At 68.1% G+C, this 17,337-nt stretch carries 16 protein-coding genes; 5 read left to right on the forward strand and 11 right to left on the reverse strand.

The features are described from left to right. Positions 1-269: 269 nt before the first annotated feature. Both HVO_RS07645 and HVO_RS07650 read left to right on the forward strand, forming a co-directional pair. Positions 270-701 (forward strand): universal stress protein, encoded by a 432-nt coding sequence (locus tag HVO_RS07645; protein ID WP_004044322.1) that lies wholly within the window; start codon positions 270-272, stop codon positions 699-701. A gap of 134 nt (positions 702-835) precedes the next feature. After that, complete coding sequence (locus HVO_RS07650; RefSeq protein ID WP_013035612.1) at positions 836-1,483, forward strand: MBL fold metallo-hydrolase; 648 nt, start codon at positions 836-838, stop codon at positions 1,481-1,483. A 435-nt stretch (positions 1,484-1,918) separates the two neighbouring features. Here the strand turns inward: HVO_RS07650 and HVO_RS07655 are convergent, their stop codons facing one another. The 9 genes from HVO_RS07655 to HVO_RS07695 all read right to left on the reverse strand — a co-directional run bounded on the left by HVO_RS07655 (position 1,919) and on the right by HVO_RS07695 (position 12,180). After that, positions 1,919-2,461 (reverse strand): DUF7261 family protein, encoded by a 543-nt coding sequence (locus HVO_RS07655; protein ID WP_004044320.1) that lies wholly within the window; start codon positions 2,459-2,461, stop codon positions 1,919-1,921. After that, the gene (locus HVO_RS07660) at positions 2,458-2,931 is read right to left on the reverse strand and encodes a DUF7262 family protein (protein WP_004044319.1); all 474 of its coding nucleotides are present in this window, start codon (positions 2,929-2,931) and stop codon (positions 2,458-2,460) included. The genes HVO_RS07655 and HVO_RS07660 overlap by 4 nt, the downstream gene beginning before the upstream one ends. Beyond that, positions 2,924-3,619 (reverse strand): DUF7263 family protein, encoded by a 696-nt coding sequence (locus HVO_RS07665; RefSeq protein WP_004044318.1) that lies wholly within the window; start codon positions 3,617-3,619, stop codon positions 2,924-2,926. Before HVO_RS07665 ends, HVO_RS07660 begins: the two co-directional genes overlap by 8 nt. Continuing rightward, a complete protein-coding gene (locus tag HVO_RS07670; protein ID WP_004044317.1) occupies positions 3,612-4,184 on the reverse strand; it encodes a DUF7266 family protein in 573 nt (190 codons plus the stop codon). The genes HVO_RS07665 and HVO_RS07670 overlap by 8 nt, the downstream gene beginning before the upstream one ends. After that, a complete protein-coding gene (locus HVO_RS07675; RefSeq protein ID WP_004044316.1) occupies positions 4,177-4,890 on the reverse strand; it encodes a DUF7289 family protein in 714 nt (237 codons plus the stop codon). The genes HVO_RS07670 and HVO_RS07675 overlap by 8 nt, the downstream gene beginning before the upstream one ends. Next, positions 4,887-6,806, reverse strand: a complete 1,920-nt coding sequence (locus tag HVO_RS07680; RefSeq protein WP_004044315.1) for a type II secretion system F family protein — start codon at positions 6,804-6,806, stop codon at positions 4,887-4,889. Before HVO_RS07680 ends, HVO_RS07675 begins: the two co-directional genes overlap by 4 nt. Continuing rightward, positions 6,803-9,169: a type II/IV secretion system ATPase subunit gene (locus HVO_RS07685; protein ID WP_004044314.1), complete on the reverse strand. Its 2,367-nt coding sequence runs from the start codon at positions 9,167-9,169 to the stop codon at positions 6,803-6,805. The genes HVO_RS07680 and HVO_RS07685 overlap by 4 nt, the downstream gene beginning before the upstream one ends. 221 nt (positions 9,170-9,390) lie before the next feature. Beyond that, on the reverse strand, positions 9,391-11,172 hold the full coding sequence (locus HVO_RS07690) for a histidine kinase N-terminal 7TM domain-containing protein (protein WP_004044313.1): 1,782 nt from the start codon (positions 11,170-11,172) through the stop codon (positions 9,391-9,393). Positions 11,173-11,286: 114 nt separating this feature from the next. After that, positions 11,287-12,180: a UbiA family prenyltransferase gene (locus HVO_RS07695; RefSeq protein ID WP_004044312.1), complete on the reverse strand. Its 894-nt coding sequence runs from the start codon at positions 12,178-12,180 to the stop codon at positions 11,287-11,289. 126 nt (positions 12,181-12,306) lie between these two features. On the opposite strand from HVO_RS07695, the gene HVO_RS07700 reads away from it, so the two are divergent. Both HVO_RS07700 and HVO_RS07705 read left to right on the forward strand, forming a co-directional pair. Continuing rightward, a complete protein-coding gene (locus HVO_RS07700; protein ID WP_013035499.1) occupies positions 12,307-12,735 on the forward strand; it encodes a MoaD/ThiS family protein in 429 nt (142 codons plus the stop codon). 97 nt (positions 12,736-12,832) lie between these two features. After that, positions 12,833-13,345: a hypothetical protein gene (locus HVO_RS07705; protein WP_004044310.1), complete on the forward strand. Its 513-nt coding sequence runs from the start codon at positions 12,833-12,835 to the stop codon at positions 13,343-13,345. A 35-nt stretch (positions 13,346-13,380) separates the two neighbouring features. On the opposite strand, the gene HVO_RS07710 is transcribed toward HVO_RS07705, so the two are convergent. Both HVO_RS07710 and HVO_RS07715 read right to left on the reverse strand, forming a co-directional pair. Beyond that, the gene (locus HVO_RS07710; RefSeq protein WP_004044309.1) at positions 13,381-13,806 is read right to left on the reverse strand and encodes an EamA family transporter; all 426 of its coding nucleotides are present in this window, start codon (positions 13,804-13,806) and stop codon (positions 13,381-13,383) included. A gap of 108 nt (positions 13,807-13,914) precedes the next feature. After that, complete coding sequence (locus HVO_RS07715) at positions 13,915-14,424, reverse strand: DUF7529 family protein (protein WP_004044308.1); 510 nt, start codon at positions 14,422-14,424, stop codon at positions 13,915-13,917. A gap of 167 nt (positions 14,425-14,591) precedes the next feature. Here HVO_RS07715 and HVO_RS07720 point away from each other — a divergent pair, with 167 nt between their 5' ends. Further along, entirely contained in the window at positions 14,592-17,288 is a 2,697-nt protein-coding gene (locus HVO_RS07720; protein WP_013035311.1) for an ABC transporter ATP-binding protein, read from the forward strand. Positions 17,289-17,337: the final 49 nt, after the last annotated feature.

The raw sequence follows: 17,337 nt of genomic DNA on the forward strand, positions 1-17,337 counted from the left end.
GGCTCCGTTTCGAGGATGTTGAAAGACAGGGGTAATTTTCGTTCTACTCGGAGTGGAATTACAGACATAGCTCCGTAACGAGATTCGGTCGATTTCGGTTTAGTTACGATACTGTTGAAATACATCCGGCTCGACGGTCGAACTCACGTGTCGCGTTGGCTGTCGAAACCGCGAACCGAAACCGCGAATCGCGCCGACGCGGCGCTCGGTGGTCGCTCCGAATGGGATTCGGCGAAACGATATTATATCCCACCGTGGTACACGCTGGTATGGTCGTTGTTGCAGCAGTCGATCGGTCAGGTCGATCAGCACACGTTGTCTCGGAAGCCGCATCGCTGGCGGCGGCGTTCGACGAAGCGGTCCACGTCGTCCACGCGCTGACCCGCTCGGAGTTCATCGACCTCGGGCTGACGAGCGCGCAGGCCGAGGAGCCGAAGGATATGGACGAGATTCGGTCGGCCGCCGCCGAGATGGCCGAAGACTCCGTGTCGGGACTGGACGTTCCGTACGAGACGGTGGGACTCGTCGGCAACCCGGCCGACGAAGTCATCGAGTACGCCGACGGACAGGACGCGAGCTATATCGTGGTGAGTCCGCGACGCCGCTCGCGAACCGGAAAGATGCTGTTCGGAAGCGTCGCTCAGTCGATTCTCCTGAACGCGTCGTGCCCGGTCGTTTCGACCCTCGCAGACGAGGAGTAGCGCCCGTCGGGGCGCGAGTCTGCCCGGAGCGCCGCCGCGCAGGTTCGTCGGCTCGGCTTCGGACCGCCGCGTTACACGCGCGTGAGAACGCGCGTCTCCCCTTTTATCGCGACTCGCCGTAGTCTCGACCGCGCATGACAGTGACAGCAGTCGCAGACGGAGTGTACACGATACAGTTCGACCACGTCCGAGTGTTCGTCATCGAAGACCGACCGGCCGGAACGACCACGCTCGTCGACGCGGCATTCCCCGACGACGGCCACGAGTTAGTGTCCGTGCTGGAGTCGGAGTTCGGCGGTGTCGACCGACTCGTCATCACCCACGGCGACGAGGGTCACTTCGGCGGGACGCCCGCCGTGTTGGATGCGTTCGACCCCGAACTGCTCGTCCCCGGCGGCGCGAAGGGCTTCTACGACGCGCTCGACATCGAGGCCGACCGCCACTTCCGCCACGATGACGTGCTCGACGGCGGGATTCGAATCGTGCAGGTGCCGGGCCACACGGTCGCAAACAACGGCCTGCTGTTGGAGGACGACGGCGTGTTCATCGCCGGCGACGTGGTCGAGGGGTCGGACCGCCGCGGTCTCCCGCCGGGATTCCTCGTCCCGCCGGCGGCGCAGTTCAACGACCTGAGCCACGAGGAAGCCGAGCGGAACCTCGTCAAACTGTTCGACTACGACATCGAGACGGTGCTCGTGAGCCACGGCACGCACGTCGACGACGACCCGCTCGGGAAGTTGGACGACTGGCTCATCGACCGCCAGTGGACGCTGTCGTACTGAGTCGCTTCGAGTCGGCCGGAGGCACACCCGACCGACACGGCCGCGGAGTCGCTCCATACCCGAGTCAGAACAATAATTACCAAATTTCATTGATGTAATAAAAATTGACAAATTTGAGCCAGAGGAATCGACTCTATCGGAGGGGGTAAAAGAAGAAAACCCGACACATAGCCCGTAATACGCTGATATTCGGCTAACTGAATTTCGATACGCCATCAATGCGGAAGAAACTAGCATCCCCTATTGAATCTGCGATAATAGGCTGTTACTGGCTTTTTATGGATGTTCACGCCCGGTCTGTGTCTGTTCGGTTCTTTCCCTTTGAATAGTCTATTTCCATATACTTTTTAGGATTAGACAGACTATTGATTTTCAACGTATGGCCTCGATAGACCGGTCTCCATCGGGGTGCGCGACGACCCGAGCCGATGGGGTTCAGTTCGGGCGCGCGGCGACCGTCAGGTCCGTCCGCGACCGCGGCGTGGCGATGCGAACGTCCACGAGGACGGCGACGACGGTCGTCTCGCCCGCGCGCTCTTGGACCACGACGCCGTCGTCGGCGACGCAGGGCCCGAACTCCCGAGACGGACCGTCGGGGCAGTTCCTGAGCGCCCACCCGGAGGCCGCCGAGTCGTTCGTCGTCAACGCTACGCCGCCGGGGCGCGCGCGTTCGACGTTCGTCAGCGCGGGGTTGAGCCGCGACCGAAAGTCCGCGACTGCGGCGTCTCGCTCCGCCCAGTCGTATCGTCCCGCGACACCCGCGGTCGCCAGTTCGACGGCGTCTTCGGTCGTCTCGACGATATCGTCCAGCGGCGGTGCCTCGGCCGTTTCGGTTACCCCGGCGAACCCGAGTTGCGCGTGGACGACGAGGAGCGTGAGCAGCGCGACGACGACGACGGCTCCGGAGACGAGCACCAACTGGCCACGGTCGTCGCCCGAGGCGGCGGCGTCGCTCGAACCGCGGCTGAATCGGTTCACGGGTACCACACCTCCAGCGTCGCGGTACAACGCGGGACCACGGCGGTCGCAGTTCTCACCCGCGCGGTCTCCGGCGGCGGTCTCCCGACCGACCCGACTTCGGTTCGGAGCGAGACGAACGCGCCGTTCGGGAGCCCCGCCGCGGCGACCTCGTGAAGCCGCGCCGCTCGGTCGTCGAACTCCGCCGGCGACCCACAGGCCACGCCGAGAAGCGTTCCCGGTCCCTCGGCGGGGACCGACCCCACCAGCGACGCGGCGTCCGTCGCCTGCCGCGCCAGCGCGTCCGACTCGGCGGTCGGCGCGGGCGGCGCGAGCGCGAACCCCGCCGCAACGGCGAGGACGAACAGCGTCGCGACGACCGCTTCGACGACCGTCAGCGAGAGCTGTCCGCGGTCGTCCGTTCGGGTGCTGTCGGCGGCCGCGCAGTGCCGACGCAACCGCCGCGAGCGCTCTCCGCGTCGGTCACGCATCCACGGTCACCTCGATTCGAACGACCGTCGCATCGAACGCCGTCGCTGACACGTCGACGCTCCCGGACGGCTCGTCGCCGGTGGTTTCGACGCGGACCTCGTGGTCGGGCCGGGACGATACCCCGACGACGTGTTGCCCCTCGATTCCGGCCGGTTGGTGGAGTGCGACCCTGTCGTCGACCCAAATCGTCTGCACCGTCGTGTTCGGCGCGGGATTCACGTCGAGTCGAGTGCGGTTCGTCCGCCCGGTGAGCGTCGTGTTGGGCTCCGCCGAGAGGTTAATCGACCTGCGGACGGTCCGCCGGTTGACGCCGACCGCGCCGCGGCTAACCGTGTAGCCGCTCGACGGGTCACCCCGCTCGGCGACGGTTCGCCCGTCGATTCGGACGCGGAACGCGGCGCCGCGGAGCGGCGGGACGGCGGCGGCGAGCACGGTCGCGTTCGTCTCGTTCGCGAGCGTGAGGTCGACGGCGTCGCTTCCGTTGTCGGACCGCGTAATCGGGGATTCCGTGAGGAGCGCGTCCGCGGCGCTCTCGGCGCGGTGCTGTTCGAGCGACTCGCCGGCCGCGTCCGCGAGGACTCGGTCGGCGGCGGCGACGCCCCCGACCGTGACCGCGGTCACGAGCACGAGCGCCACCGCGAGTCCGGCGAGCGTCGTCTGTGCGCGCGCCGCGCCGTGACTACGCATCCGCCCTCCCGTTCGCGAGTTCGAGCGTCGTCCCGTCGTCGTCATCGACCACGACGCGCACCACGCAGTCGTTGCCGCTGTCCCACGCACCCGAGACGCTCACGGAGTCGGGGAGCGTCACCGGGAGTCGCCGGTCGAACGCGTCGTTCGGATGGTCGAGGACGAGCGCCGGTGCGGTCACGTTCGGGTCGGTCGCGAGCGTGGCGTTCGGGACGTACGCGATTCGGTAGGAACTCCCGCGAATCGCTCGCGGAAGCGCCGCGTCGACTCGTCTGGACCCGCGGACCGCCGACTCGGGGACGACGGCGGTCGTCTCGACCTGCTCCGTCGCCGCCGCGAGCGTTCTGTCGGCGAGTTCGTGACCGACCGCGGCGCGGTGGTCGGGGACGACGCCGCCGAACAGCACCGTCGTCAAGAGTCCGACGAACAGCACGACGATTGCGGCTTCGAGCGCCTTGCCGACGACGGGGACCACGGCGCGCTCGGCGGCCCGACCGCCGGTCCCGGGCGTCACCGGTCCGGAGTCGTCGGGGGCGACCGACGACGGCTCGGACGCGTCAGCCACGGTCAATCACCACCGAAACGTCGTATCGGGCGACCGTGAGCGTCCGCTCGTCGGGGACGGTGGCGACGACGCTCTCGGTGCCGTCGCCGTCGAAGTCGGTTCGAGTCGTGTTGAAACCGCGGCGCTCGAACGCTCGCTCCCACGCGTCGGGGGTCGCCGTCTCGACGGCGACGGCGTACCCGTCGGCCGGGCGGTCGGTCACGGTTCGCGTCGTCTGCGTTCGGAGCGCCGCACCCGACCCGAGTCCACCGCCGTCGGTGGCATCGGCGGTCAGGACGGGAACCGTGAGAAACGCCGCGTCGCCGGCGAACGCCACCGGAACGGGCGTGACGAGCGCGGCGGAATCGCCGGTGCCGCGGACGACCGCGCCGCCGACGAACGCGACCCGATGGCCGCCGAGGTCGGCGACGTACCCGTCGGCGTCGTAGGTCCTGGTCGGCCTCGTCTCCGAGGTGATTCGGACCGTCCTGTTCACCCGCGAGAGGTCGCCGTCGGTGACGCGAACCGGGTAGCTGTCGTTCGCGGCGGCGACGACGCCGTCTCGGAACGACGAGAAGCCGTCCGCGGCGGCGTCAGCGTCCGCACTCGCTATCTGGGCGTCCACGAGTCCGCCGACGCTGGCGGTCAGGAGACCGATGGCGACGACGCCGACGCCGAGCAGGAGCGCGACGCCGACGACGTTCGCCTGGCCGCGGGTGGCGCTCATATCAGGCCCACCCCGGCGTAGACGAGGTAGCACGCGACGACGAGCGCGGCGGAGTGGAGCAACGCCTCGTACCGACCGCGGCTCGCCGTGCCGGCGAACCAGCCGGAGGCGAGCATCGTCGCCTGCGTGACGACGTACATCCGGTAGCGGTCGCGTTCGAGGTCGACCGCGCCGGCGTTGATGGCGAACGACCTGCCGGTCGAGAGCGTCGAAAGCTGGGCGAAGCCGTCGAAGACGTGGACGTTGACGGCGACGGTGATTCCGACGACGAGGAGCGCGGTCGTCCAGCCGACCGCGACGTAGACGAGCAGCCCCGAGCGGAGCGCGCGCTTTTCGTGGTAGAGGCGGCCGATTTCGGTCTGGAGCGTGTCGAAGACGGTCCCGGTATCGCTGCCGCCGTCGAGCGCGCCGACGACGAGGCCGATGGTCTGTTCGGCCATGGGCGTCCCGACGCGGTCGACGAACCGCGCCAACGCGGCCGTCCGGAGGTTCACGTCGGTGCCGGAGCTTGGCGCGGTAAAGCGGAGGTTGAGCGCGAGGTCGGCGACGTCCGCGTCGAGCGGGCCGAGGTCAACGTCGCGGCCGACGCGCTCGACCGCCTCACCGAAGGGTCGACCGAGGTTGACGTGACCGGAGACGGCGTGGACGAAATCCTTCAGTTCGCGGTCCTTCGCGTCGTCCAGACGGGCGCGGCGGACGCCGACGAGTCCGACCGGGGCCGCGTAGGCGACGTAGCCGGCGAGTGCGACTCCCACGGCGTCGGCACCGACGAACGCGGCGACGCCGGCCACGACGAGCCCCGAGAAGACGAAGACGGCGGCCGCGCTGGCCGGGTTCGACAGCGTCGAGTCGAGGACGCGGAGCGCGCCGGCCGGCCGGTCGTACTCGACGGACTGGTCCGGGGGTCGGAGTCCGGCGACGAGCACGCTCGCGCCCAGCCCGACGCCGACGATGAACGCGGCGCTCGAATAGACGACGACGCCGCGCGTGGTCGTCTGGCCGAGCGGCGTGGCAACCGGCGCGGAGAGGCCGGGCGCGATGACGCTCATCACCGTGAGGACGATGACGAGCAACGAGGGGAGGACGAGCAGGACGATGAACAGTTCGGCGAGCAGTTCGAGGAAGCCCTCGGCGCGCTCGCGGGCGCGGTCCTGTCGGTGGCCGAGCATCCGGCTCTCCATCCGCAGGTAGTTCCGGAGCGCGTCGCTGCCCTGTCCGGCGTGTTCGCGGAACTTCAGGAGAAACGGCGCGAGCATCCCCTCGGAGGGCGTGTCGCGGGCGACGCGCCGCAGGCCCTCGTTCACGTTGCCGGTCAGCGAGGCGGTGTTGAGAACGCTCCGGAAGGCGATTGCCGTCTCGCCGTAGGCGTCGGTTTCAGCGACGCGGCGGAGCATCCCGCGAGGGCCGTCGCTCCCCGACGAGAGGACGTGCAGGTAGCGGACCGCGCCGGGCAGCGTTCGCTCGATGTTCTCTCGCCGCGCGGTCGCCAGCCAGCCGAGGTACTGCCCGGCGACGGCGAGGACGACACGCCGCGTCGCGACCGCGACCGCGAGTGCGAACGCCCCGACCACCGGAAGCCGCGGAACCACGGGTATCGGGACGTGTTCGAAAAGCGGGAGCGCCGCCCGAAGAACGTCGAGTACGGCGTCGACCGTCGAATCCGGAACCGCGAGCGCGACGAGCGCCGTCGGGAACGCGACGAACAGACCGGTCGCCCACGCGAGGCCGTAGGCGCGGGCGAGATAGAGGTCGAAGCTCATCCGCATGTCGGTGCCGCGGTAGCGGCGGCGGTCCCGGTCGTGTCGCCCGGCGTCGACGTGGCGGGCGAACAGCGCGTACAGCGCCCTGTCGAGGACCGAAAGCGAGCGGACGCGGCCGACCCGTCGCTCGTCGGCTCCGGCGTCGAACTCGGTCACGGGTCGGCCTCGTCGTCGCGGTCGCGGTGGTGGGTGTGGTCGTCCACCCCGCCTCGGGCGGCGCTGTCTCCGTCGGCCGAATCCCGCTCGGCCATCCGCCGGCGGACGCGCTCGACCGTCGCGGCCTCGTCGGTCCGGAGGTCCGAGAGGAAGCCGAACAGCCGGTCCACGTCGGTTATCTGCTCGCGGACGAGGTACTCCACGTAGCGATGTTTTCGGTGGAACTCGCGCTCGACGGCCTCCACGTCGCGGTCGGTGGCCTCGGCGATGCGGTGGAACAGTCGGACGCCGACGCGCCGGTGGTCGTCGCCCAGCTGCGGGTGTTCGTACGAGAGATCGAACGAGCCGTCCGGGGTCCGGCGGCCGACCGTGTTCCAGTGGAGCGTGCGCCCGTCCTTCTCGATGACGCCGCGTCGACCCCACGTTTCGTCGTACTCGGACTCGGGGACGAGTTCGACGACCTCGGAGACGTACCGCTCGCCGTCGACTTTGTGCGGGAAGACGACGAGGTCGAGTTCGCGGAGGAGGTACGGCGGGAGCCCCTGTTCGATGACGCGGTTGACGAGCGTCTCGATGTCGGCGGCGTGGGTCGTACCGATGACGCCGTGGCCGGTGTTGAGCGTCTCGGCGAAGGTGGCGAACGACTCGGGCGTGTTGATTTCGGCGATGACCTCCACGTCGGGGTTGAGGTAGTTCGCCTCCGTCATCAGGTCGGCCATCGTGACGCGCTTGAACTCGGACTCGTGGTCGCGGGTCGTCAACGAAACGCCCGTCTCGTGGGGGAGATGGACCTCCCGGGAGCCCTCGTCGATGCTGATGGGCCGGTGGTCGTAGGGGACGAACGGCATGTGCGCGTTCATCAGCGTGGTTTTGCCGACGCCGGTCGCGCCGGAAAAGAGGACGACGCGGTGGTGTTCGTAACAGAGCCACAGCAGCGTGACGAGTTCGGTCGAGACCGACCCGCTTTCGACGAGGTCGACCGGCGTGAGCACGTCGCCGGTCTGCTTGCGAATCGAGACGTGCGGGCCGCCCTCGGAGATGACGGGGAGGGCGACGGCGCAGCGAATCGTCTCGTCGGTGTCGGCCGACGCGGGGTCGCCGCCGACCGCGCCGGGTCGGAGGTTCACCTTCGCGCTCGGGTTCGAGGCGTTCAGCTCCACGCCGTCGGCGGCGGCGAGTTGGGTCACGACGTTCGTGAACTCGGTCTCGTCTTCGAAGACGAGGTTCGTCGGCACCCGCAGGCCGCCGTGGCCGGTCACGTCCGCCCGCGGAATGACTTTGATTCGTTCGCCGACACGGTTCGCTTCCACGTCTTCGAGATGGGGGTCACGGATGGGAACGGTGAGGACGCCCTCGCCGACGTAGTCGCGGAGGACGTAGTAGACGAGGTCGTCGAGACGGTCCTCGGCGAACCGGCGGTCGACCGGCGGGAGCGCGAGACCGTACTCCGAGAGCGCGGCGCGGACCCGGAAGCTCGTGGCGTCGACCCACGCTCGGGTGTTGCGGGCGGTGAGCCGCCGCGAGAGGAACTCGCGGGCCCGGTCGCGGACGAACTCGATGCGGTCGGCGACCACGTCGTTGACGTTCGCCTCCCAGATTCGCTCTTTGCACTCCTCGATGAGTTCGGCGTCGCCGGGAACCAGGTCCGGTTCGAGGACGGCGTACTTCGTGGCGAAGCGGTCGTCGCCGAGGAGTCGGTCGCGGTAGATTACCACGTCCACGTCGTAGCCGGCGAAGGGGACGGTGTAGTGGTCGATTCGCTCGGCGGCGATGCGGTCGGCGAACGACACGTCGGAGTCGAACGTCGTCGTCGCCGGCGCGAAGTCCTCGGTGTGGACGACGAGTCGCTCGGAGCCGTCGCCGCGGCCGGCGTCGACGACTTCGATTCTATCGTCGAGCGCCAGCGGTGTGACTGCACCGAGGAGCCGAAGTTCGGACAGCGCGTGGCGCTCGACGCGTCTCCGGGCGGTCGGCGTCAGGTCGAGCAGCCGGTCGAAGATACGGCGGTACTTCGGTGAGAGTCCGGTCTCTGCGCGGCTGACCGCGCCCTCGCGGGTGAGCGGTCGCCGGCGGACGACCGTCGAAAAGTGGTCGCGGACGGTCTCCAGCGCGTCGGTCTCGCGCGCGCCGAGCGTCGCTTCTCGCACCGCGTAGTCGAAACCGTGGTCCGCGTCGCTGATGGTGACGACGGTATCGGGGGCGACTTCGTACTGCGAGCGGACGGTCGGCGCGTACCACGCGCGAGGGTCGTCCGGGGGGACGGGTGCCGGGACTGCACCTGCCGCCCCGGAAGTCGAGGATGCACCGAATTCGAGAGTCGGGGTGGGCGACTCCGACCCGGCGTTATCGCCTTGGGTAGGCATATACCGTGCTTTGCTGAGTATTCGTATTTAAGAATTTACTGCGTCGTGGCACAGAGATGAAGTTTTATGGAATCGAATATCTCGGCGGTTTCCGGCGCTCTCCGTCGATTCCAGCGTTTCGAATCCCGCGATACCAGTTGGTTAATTGACTTGTCTCAGCGAGTGTAGTTATCAAAATTGGAATCTCGGTCGGGTGGAGTCTGGGTGCTCTCGGACTCGGATCACTCGCTTCGAACCGCCTGGATGCGAAGCACCACTTCGGTCCCGCCCTCCTCGCGGCGATGGAACACGACCGTCCCGCCGAGCTGGTCGACGCCCCACTTCACCAGCCAGAGGCCGAGGCCGCTCGCGTGTCGAAGTTGCGTCTCGCCGTGGGCGTCGATGGCGGCGAGTTCGCTCGCGTTGATGCCGGGGCCGTTGTCCTCGATTCGAATCACGAGTTCGTCGTCCTCCCAGCCCGCCGTCACGGAGACGACCGGCGTCGACGACCCGTTGTGTTGGACGCCGTTTTCGACGAGTTCGCGGACGATTGGTTCGAGCGTGGGCGCACAGACCACGTCGCGGTCGGGGAGTTCGACGAGTCGGACGTTCGCACAGGCGAAGTCGGTGCGGACGGCGTCCGCGGCGGCGCGTATCTGGACGGCCGCGGGGTGCAGTTGCACGTCGCCGTTCCCGTCGCTGCCGCGGGTCACACCGAGCTTTCGCGCTTTCTGGCTGATGTTGACGAGCGTTTTCGCGTGGTCTTGGAGCGTCTTCGCGTGGTCCCGCGCGTCGTCGAACTCGCCGCCGTCGATGTCGTCCAAGACGAGGTTGGCGTAGCCTTCGAGGAGGTTCGCTTCGGTCCGAAGATTGTGGCGGAGGACGCGGTTCATCACTTCGAGCTGTTGGAGGTTCAGCCGGCGGTCGGTCACGTCGCGGAAGACGAGCGCGTGGCCGATGTCGCGGCCGTGGTGGTCGCAGAAGGCGCTCGTCCGGAGTTCGAAGTACCGCTGGCTCGACCCGAGTCTGACCGTGACTTGGTCCGTGTCCCGCTGGTCGGGCGAGAACTCATCGATAACGTCGCCGACGGGGCGGCCTTTGAGCTCGTCCGCGGTGTCGTTCAGAACCCGCGCGGCCGCCCGGTTCACGTCGGTGACGCGCCACTTGGTGTCGGTGACGACCACCGCGTCGGCCATCGTCTCGACGACGCGCTCGCGGGCGACCCAGCGGGGGACCGGTCGGGATTCGAGGAGCTCGTAGCGGCTGATAGCGACGGTGCAGGCGAGCCCCGCAAACGTGAACGCCGCGGGCGTCATGTCGATTGCCGCGCCGTACAGTTCGAGGAGCGTCGTGGCGAAGTTCCCGAGCACGGGCATCAGCGTCCCGAGGACGAGCGTGATCGCCTGTAACCGGTAGATGTCCGGCATATCGAGCGCCGTTCGGAGGATAACGACCGCGCCAGCGAGCCACAGCAGATAGCTGTATCCCAGTACGACCCAGTACAGCGGCCCCCACTCCATCTGGAGGATGGTGATGGCCCGGCCGACCGCGGGAACGACGGTGACTGACGTCCACATCAGGTGGTGGAGAGAGTTGGTCCAGACGGCGCCGAGGCCGATTACCGGGAGCACCGAGAGGACGCAAAGCGACGGCCGAGCGGTGAATCGGTCCCGGCCGGCGTAGGAGAACGCGAAGAAGAACCAGGCGATGGGTGCCACGAGCACGCCGACCCACTGGAGGTCAGCGAGCGTGAGCTTGAGTGCCACGTCCGCGACGATGAGTTCGAGGAGGTAGCCCGACGACCACCACCCGCTGGCGAGGGCGAGCACGCCCAGCCCGATAGCCCCGGGCATCGACCGCCGTTGCCACGCGAACAGGGCGACGTAGCCGCTTACGACGCCGGACGTGACCATCAGCCCGATGATGATGACCACGAGGGAAACCGGCTGCGTGAGTAGCTGGGGACCGACCGCACCTCCGAACACCAACTGTTCGACGGCCCTCCACTCGATGTTCGGAGTCACTACCACGGTAATTATACACCATATGTCAAAAGAGTATTCAAGAACCGGGTCCGACTGTCCCGGCCCGGGTCCGACTCCGCGCCGGTCTCGGGTGTCCCGTCTCCGACCGACGCGTTACGCGAGCGTACCGCCGGTTCCGACGGCCGCGGCGACGACCGCGACGCCGACGGCCATCAGCACACCCTCCGCGTCGCGGAGCGTACAGAGCCGCTCGATCGACCGGTCCGTCTCGGTGAGCGCGTACGTAATCCACGTCGAGTAGGCGACGGCGGGCAAGAGCGCGAACGGGGCCCACGCGGGGACCACACCGGCTCGCGCCGCGACCCACACGAGTCCGACCGAGACCAGTTCCAGCGCGTAGAGGCTCAGTTGCGTCCGGCGGACGCCGATAACCGTCGGCAGGGTCTCGACGCCGTTCTGCGCGTCGCCCGCCACGTCTCGGACGTTGTGGACCTCGACCGAGATGGCCGAACGGAGGAAGAACCAGACCGCCGCGACGGCCGCGCCCGCTGCGTACTCGGGCGCGGTCGCGGCGACCGCGAGCGGGGCGAAGCCGACGAGGACCGCCCACGCGAGCGACACCGACGCCGTGTTGACGAGGAAGATATCCTTGAGCCGGTCGACGGACGGAAGCGGGACGACCGGGGCGCTGTAAAACACCGCGACGACGCCCGGAAACAGCGTCAGCCCGAGTCCGTAGACGCCGCCGTGCCGGACGGCGAGCCAGAGCGCGCCGACGACTGCGAGCGTCGAGAAGCCGGCGTACAGCCGCGGGTGGGCGGCGACGAACGCGGTCCGCTCCGCGTAGTTCTCTTCGTCGGCGTCGAGGTCCGCTAGTTTGTCGAAGTTGTAGATGCCGACGGTGATGAGAAAGCCGACGGCGAGGGCGACGTTCGGCCCGATACCGGCGAGCGCGGACGCGACGAACACCTCGGCGATGGTGGACGCACCGAGGAACACTGAGCTGTGCACGACCGCACCGTACAGGCGAGTTGGAACGATTCGCATTGCGCCTTTGAATCGTCCCGCCGACGAATTAGATGTGCGGCAGGCAACAGTTCACCCCGGTTGTTCGTTTCGCGGTCGAACGTGTTCGGGGCCTCGCTCATTCTCTCCCGGCGCGTATGAGGACGCATGAAGATACCGACAGCCGAGCGGGCGGAGACGGCGGCGACAGGAGAGACGGCGGCGACAGCCGAGCGAGTGGAGACGACCGTCGAGGTCAAACTGACCGGCCACGTCAGGTCGGCTGCGGGCACCCACCGGACGGAGTTCACCTTCGAGGGCGAGACGCTCCGGGCGTTCCTTGAGGCGTTCTTCGCGGCGTACGACGTGCGCGACCTGGTCATCGCCGAGCGCGAGGCGGACGCGACGACGCGGGGGTGGGCGCGGGTGGACCGGCCGCCGGGGACGTGGCGGAAGAACCCCGAAGGCGAGCAGACGCAACCCTACGCCCGCGTGCTCGTCAACGGCGTGTTCAACGAGAACCTCGACGGCTTCGACACGCGACTCGAAGACGGCGACCGCGTCGCGCTGATGAAGCCGTTTCTGTACTGTGTGTGAGCGGTGGTCCCCGTGAGGGGGCCTTCGGACGTGGCCGCGGGTCGTCCTGATGCCCGACCGCCACAGGACTAACGTCCGCTGCCGACAGAGGGGAGGTATGGCATCGACCCCCGCGGACGACTCGACTCGCGAACGCGGCCCGGGCGAGGCGTTCTGCCGCGACTGCGGCGCGGTCATCGACGCGCGCGCCGAAATCTGCCCCGAGTGCGGGGTCCGGCAGCGCGACCCGCCGAAGTCGTCGGTCGACTCGGCGCTCGACGACCTGTTCGAGGGCGGCAATCCCTTCGTCGCGGCGGTGCTGTCTGCGGTTTTCCCCGGCCTCGGACAGCTGTACAACCGCGAACTCGAACGCGGCCTCGTCTTCGCGGTCGGCTTCCTCGTCGCCACCGCCTCGGTGATGGTCCTCATCGGCTTCTTCCTCGCGCCCGCGGTGTGGCTCTACGCGGTGTACGACGCCTACACCCGGGCCGAACTCCGGGCCGAGGAGTTACAGCGGGAGTCGGGGCGGGACCGCGAGACGGAGGTTTCGGTGAGCGAGGCGGCGGGCGACGAGGCGGCGGATCACGAGGAGGTTGACGACGAGGAGACCGACGACGACCGCGAGGAGTAGACGCGGGACCGCAGGGCCACGGGCCGAGGCGCGACTCAACGGGTGACCAGGACGATACCGAGAACGGCGAACGCGATGCCCGTGAGTTTCGTTACGGTGAGGTTCTCTCCGAGAACGACGACGCCGATGACGGCCGCGACGACGAAGTACATGGCTCCGAGGGTCGAGACGACGGTCGTCGAGCCGTGGGTGAAGCCGATGTACATCGAAATGAGGCCGACGCCGGTACACAGCCCGGCCACCCCGGCGAGCAGTCCCCCTCTCGCGGTGACGACGAGCGACGCGTCCGACACGACGATGAAGCCGAACGCGAGCAGCGCCGCGACGAGATACGAGATGGCGGCGGCGGTTCGCGGGTCCATGGACTCGGAGGCGGCGTTGCCCACGACGATCCAAATCCCCCACGTCACCATCGTAATCAAACCGAACAGGGCAGCCGAGTCCACCTCTGCGAGTTCCATCGGATAGTGCCTCGCGTCGCTATCCGAAAGAAACCGGACCTCCAGTATAAGCGGTGTCTATGCGGGGGCGGCTAACCGCGTTCGGAACTCGGCTCAGCGAGCGGACGACTACGCGAACTCGTCCGAGAGGTCGGCGTCCCAGTCCGGCGGGAGCAGCGGGTTGGGGTCCTCGTGGATGAACTCGACGCCCTTGTCGGGGTCGAGCGGGTGGACTTTCGTCCGCATCGTCTCGCCGCCGTCGAGGAGCGAGAACATGCGTTCGGACTCCGCGAGCCGGTAGTACAGGGGGAGACAGACCGCGACTTCGTCGTCGGTGGCGCGGACGACGAGCGCGAGGTAGACGAGGCCGCCGGAGACCGCGCGGAACGCCTCGTACTCGTCGAACGTCGCGCCCTCGACGGCGGCTTCCAGGTCGGGGTACACGTCGTCGCCGACGACCACGTCGAGCCCGACGTGTTCGACCACTTCGTCGCCCGCGGCGGGGACCGGAACCACGTCCCCCGGGAGGGCGACGACGACGGTCCAGTCTCGCTCCCGATAGTCGTCGGCGAGCGACTCGCACTCTGCGACTACCGTCTCCCACGTACCCGGCTCGTCCGAGAGCGGATGTTCTTCCATGCGGCATGGTGTCGGAGTCCGCTACCTAAACTTTGGCTTCTCCCGCCACAGTCGCGCGCTTTCGCGCGTCACGCGGGCGACTGCAGGCGATTCAGCATTATGTTTCACACGTATCAACTGGCAAAAATTGGAAAGGTATTTCACTCCATGCAGGTCATTCCCATTCAATGAGGAATCTACTCTCTCTTTCGGACCTCCGAACTCAGTTCTCGACCGGCCGCGGTCAGGTCAAGGCCGTCGACGGCCTCGACCTCACGGTCGGCGAGGGCGAGACGGTCGGACTGGTCGGTGAGTCCGGGTCCGGAAAGAGCGTGACGGCACTTTCGGCGATGGGCCTCGTCGACGACCCCGGCGAAATCGTCTCGGGGTCGGTCGAACTCGAAAGCGGCCGGCTCGCCGAGGAGTTCCGTGAGGAGTACAACAACCCCGCCTTCGTCGACGGCGACGTGGTCAATCTCGTCGACGCCCCCGAGGAGGCGCTGCGGGCCGTTCGCGGGCGCGAGCTCGGCATGATTTTCCAGGACCCGATGACCTCGCTGAACCCCTCGCTGACGGTCGGCGAGCAGGTCGCAGAGAGCCTGCGACTCCACCAGTACGGCGGGCGTCGCAAGGACTCGTGGTTCAACGCGGTCCGCGAACTGCTCCCCCGCATCAGCCGCGACATCGACGACGAAATCGTCGAGCGGACCATCGAGGTGCTCGAATCGGTCGGCATCCCCGAACCCGGCGCGCGGGTCGACGAGTTCCCCCACGAGTTCTCCGGAGGGATGCGCCAGCGCGTCCTCATCGCCATCGCGCTCGCCTGCCAGCCGCGCGTGCTCGTCGCCGACGAGCCGACCACCGCGCTCGACGTGACCATTCAGGCGCAGATTCTCGACCTCATCGACGACCTCCAGGAGGACCTCGGCATGTCGGTGCTCATGATTACCCACGACCTCGGCGTCGTCGCGGAGACGTGCGACCGGGTCGCGGTCATGTACGCCGGCGAAATCGTCGAGGAGGGACCGGTCGAGGAAATCTTCCACAACCCCTCGCACCCCTACACGTACACGCTTATCGAATCGCTCCCGAGCGAGGACAAAGAGCGCCTGACGCCCATCGAGGGCAACGTGCCGGACCTCATCGATATGCCCGAAGGGTGTCACTTCGCGCCCCGATGTCCGTGGGCCCAGCCGGAGTGCACCTCCGGTGAGATACCCTACAAGCAACACGGCGACGACGAGGTAGACCACCGCTCGAAGTGCGTCCTCGACGACTTCGACACCAGCGAGTACGGCGGCGACGCCATCGAGGCCTCGACGGGCACCGAGCCCTCCGACACGCCGCTGCTCGAAGTCGACGGCATGCAGAAGTACTACGAACAGGCCGACGGCATCCTCGACCGATTCTTCGGGGCGGACGACCGGAGCGTGAAGGCGGTCGACGGCGTCGACTTCACGGTGTACGAGGGCGAGACGCTCGGGTTGGTCGGGGAGTCCGGTTGCGGGAAGTCAACCGCCGGGCGGAGCCTCCTGCATCTGACGCCGCCGACCGGCGGTCGCGTCGTCTTCTCGGGGACGGACCTCTCGGGGCTCGACAGCGACGAACTCCGCGCGATGCGCCGCGATATGCAGATGATTTTCCAGGACCCGATGTCGTCGCTCGACCCCCGGATGACGGTCGGCCAGGCCATTCGCGAGCCGCTCGACGTCCACGACCTCCCCGAGTCGGACCCGAACGTGCGCGGCGAGGCCGACGTGACCGTGACGGGCATCGACGCCGAGCGCGTCTCGGTCACCGCGAGCGACGAAATCGACGCCATCGTCGGCTCCTCGAACGGCGTCGCCACCGCCGCCGTGACCGTCACCGTCGCGGACGGCGAGGTCGACGTGGCCGTCGAAGAGCGCCTCCGGACCGAGGTCGAAGTCGAGCGCGAGGGTGATGTCGTCTCGGGCGTCACCGTCCGCGTCACGCCGGGCGACTCCACCAGCGAGCGCCGGCGTCGTCGGGTCCGCCAACTCCTCGACGCGGTCGGCCTCGAACCCGGCCAGTACGACCGCTACCCGCACGAACTCTCCGGCGGCCAGCGCCAGCGCGTCGGCATCGCCCGCGCGCTCGCGGTCGACCCGGACTTCATCGTCGCCGACGAACCCGTCTCCGCGCTCGACGTGTCCGTGCAGGCGCAGATTCTCAACCTGCTCGAAGACCTCCAGGAGCGCTTCGGGCTGACGTATCTGTTCATCGCGCACGACCTCTCCGTCGTCCGGCACATCTCCGACCGCGTGGCCGTGATGTACCTCGGTGAAATCGTCGAGGTCGCGGCGACCGACGAGCTGTTCGACGACCCGAGACACCCCTACACGCAGGCGTTGCTGTCGGCGATTCCGGAGCCCGACCCGGCCGCCGAGACCGACGACCGCATCATCCTCGAAGGCGACGTGCCGAGTCCCATCAATCCGCCGTCGGGCTGTCACTTCCGGACGCGGTGTCCGCAGGTCATCCCCCCGGCCGACCTCGACATCGAGCAGGCGGCCTACCGCGAGGTGATGGACCTCCGCCAGCGCGTCGAACGCGAGGCGCTGGACGTCGAGACCGCCCGCGACGCCGCACTCGATGCGGGCGACCCGAGCGCCGAAGCAGCGGTGAGCGCCGACGGCGGCACCGCCGACGCCGTCGTGGACGAACTCCGCGAGTCGCACTTGTCGCACTCGCTGTCGCCGGAACTCCGGGGCGTCGTCGACCGCGCGCTCGAACGCGTCGTCGCCGACGACTGGGACGAAGCGGGCGAAATCCTCCGCGAGCGGTTCGAGAGCGTCTGCGAGCGCGACGCGCCCGAACTGGGTGAACAGACGCACCCTGCGGCGTGTCACCTCGTCGACGAATAGACGACGAGCAGGCCCCGATACGGGGTCTCGCCAGCTGTCAGACGTTTTT

The organism is Haloferax volcanii DS2, from assembly GCF_000025685.1.
Lineage (GTDB): Archaea > Halobacteriota > Halobacteria > Halobacteriales > Haloferacaceae > Haloferax > Haloferax volcanii.

Coding starts and splice junctions, on each gene's coding strand:
- HVO_RS07645 (WP_004044322.1), top strand. CDS start 270: ATGGTCGTTGTTGCAGCAGTCGATCGGTCAGGTCGATCAGCACACGTT.
- HVO_RS07650 (WP_013035612.1), top strand. CDS start 836: ATGACAGTGACAGCAGTCGCAGACGGAGTGTACACGATACAGTTCGAC.
- HVO_RS07660 (WP_004044319.1), bottom strand. CDS start 2,931: ATGCGTGACCGACGCGGAGAGCGCTCGCGGCGGTTGCGTCGGCACTGC.
- HVO_RS07665 (WP_004044318.1), bottom strand. CDS start 3,619: ATGCGTAGTCACGGCGCGGCGCGCGCACAGACGACGCTCGCCGGACTC.
- HVO_RS07675 (WP_004044316.1), bottom strand. CDS start 4,890: ATGAGCGCCACCCGCGGCCAGGCGAACGTCGTCGGCGTCGCGCTCCTG.
- HVO_RS07685 (WP_004044314.1), bottom strand. CDS start 9,169: ATGCCTACCCAAGGCGATAACGCCGGGTCGGAGTCGCCCACCCCGACT.
- HVO_RS07695 (WP_004044312.1), bottom strand. CDS start 12,180: ATGCGAATCGTTCCAACTCGCCTGTACGGTGCGGTCGTGCACAGCTCA.
- HVO_RS07700 (WP_013035499.1), top strand. CDS start 12,307: ATGAAGATACCGACAGCCGAGCGGGCGGAGACGGCGGCGACAGGAGAG.
- HVO_RS07705 (WP_004044310.1), top strand. CDS start 12,833: ATGGCATCGACCCCCGCGGACGACTCGACTCGCGAACGCGGCCCGGGC.
- HVO_RS07710 (WP_004044309.1), bottom strand. CDS start 13,806: ATGGAACTCGCAGAGGTGGACTCGGCTGCCCTGTTCGGTTTGATTACG.
- HVO_RS07715 (WP_004044308.1), bottom strand. CDS start 14,424: ATGGAAGAACATCCGCTCTCGGACGAGCCGGGTACGTGGGAGACGGTA.
- HVO_RS07720 (WP_013035311.1), top strand. CDS start 14,592: ATGAGGAATCTACTCTCTCTTTCGGACCTCCGAACTCAGTTCTCGACC.